Genomic DNA, 1,463 nt, shown 5'->3' on the forward strand with positions numbered 1-1,463 from the left:
TAAGCCCCTTGAGGACGTTGCCGTTGATGATGAGCGGGTTGTCCTCCGTCCAGGCGGCGTTGACGGGCGGTATCTCACCCGTGCTGCTCAAAGACGGGAAGGTGATGTCTGAGTCGATGAGCGGCGATGTCTCTGCCGATACGACAGGTTTGGGTATGGTCGCTGCTCCAAAAGTATATGACCCGGCATCACCAAAAGCCGCAAGCTCAACAGGGGATAAGTACAGGCTACAGAAGTTACCGGCCTGTGTGCTTTCTCCGCTGCTTGAAGGCTTTGGCCACGTCAGGGCTGCGGTGATTGTGGCCCCGGCTCCGTTGTATGTACCCTGGAAGTAGTCAAACCTTACGGTGGCAGTGGCGGCAGAACGCTTTTGATACAGACCAACCTGTAAGGTATGCCCTGCAAAATCAGACCTGGTAAAGACCTTTGCTGACGTCCAGGAATCCCCTGGGTTGAGTTTTCGATACGCAGTAAAAGTGTTACCAACACGTGCCAGGCGCACATATACGTTTGTAGAAGATAAATTGCCGGAGGTACTGGTGTTGTTTGTTACGTCACCCCACCAAAGATTTTGGCTAGCATCCCACCCTATGGCGATCCAATCCTCCCCGGCGGAGGCATTGACGTCCCGGCACATCAACCCCTGAAACAAACCGGCGTTGATCTGATACAGGGCAATGTCTATGTCAAAGTCGCCTAATATCTCCTGATAGACAAACGGATGCGTCATAGGGGCGTCAGTGGTGGTCGTGGAACTGGTAATTCTAAGATTGCCGGTATACGTGATATTGACGTCCATAGCGGATGCGTTGGCGGAGTTTAGGACATTCCACCCATAGAGCTTGGCGCCGTCCCCTCCCGTCAGGAGGTTTTGCTCTGTACTTACTCCGAACTGGTCAGACACTAACTGTTACTCCGCCGGCATGGTGATGGAGAACGTTGATATTGTCTGTACGGCGCCTGAGACTATTGACGTCGAAGACATGTTCAACTGAGCGCCGCTTGTTGCAACGGCCCCGTCAAGTCGTTCTTCCGTGGTCGATGATACGCCGGTGTCTGAGGGTGCAACGAGCCGGAACCAGCCCGCCGTCCCCGTGGCCACGGCAGTGCCAGACCACGTTTCACCGACCGTCTTGGACAATACACCGGAGGATGCCTCGCCAAAGCTCAATCCCGCAGTAGTGCCGTCGGAGTAGACCGTGCATAGCAGTGTCCCTGTGGGGGCATCGTTTGCCGTGGTTGGCTGAGAACCCGTGTATATCTTGATAAACCCTTTGTAGAATATCTCCTGAACGCTTTCGGCGGCATGTGAGAGGGTGATTTCATCGAAGTAGCATACGTCAGAAGCCCCCGTGCTTGCCGTCTGAAACGACAGATATACGGAGGTCGTGGATGCCCCTGTTCTAAAGCATACCTCTTTTTTGACCCAACTGCCTGCGGTGTCGTCGTGTACGACCTCAAGG

The 1,463-nt window shown here is 54.3% G+C and carries 2 protein-coding genes; both read right to left on the reverse strand.

Annotation, left to right across the window (positions count from 1 at the left end; genetic code table 11):
• A partial coding sequence (locus HWQ67_RS18390; RefSeq protein ID WP_218254147.1) for a hypothetical protein occupies positions 1-904 on the reverse strand: 904 nt, incomplete at its 3' end.
• 6 nt (positions 905-910) lie between these two features.
• On the reverse strand, positions 911-1,463 hold a 553-nt coding region (locus tag HWQ67_RS18395), incomplete at its 5' end, for a hypothetical protein (protein ID WP_218254148.1).

It is taken from the genome of Candidatus Magnetobacterium casense, assembly GCF_019173545.1.
Classification (GTDB): domain Bacteria; phylum Nitrospirota; class Thermodesulfovibrionia; order Thermodesulfovibrionales; family Magnetobacteriaceae; genus Magnetobacterium; species Magnetobacterium cryptolimnobacter.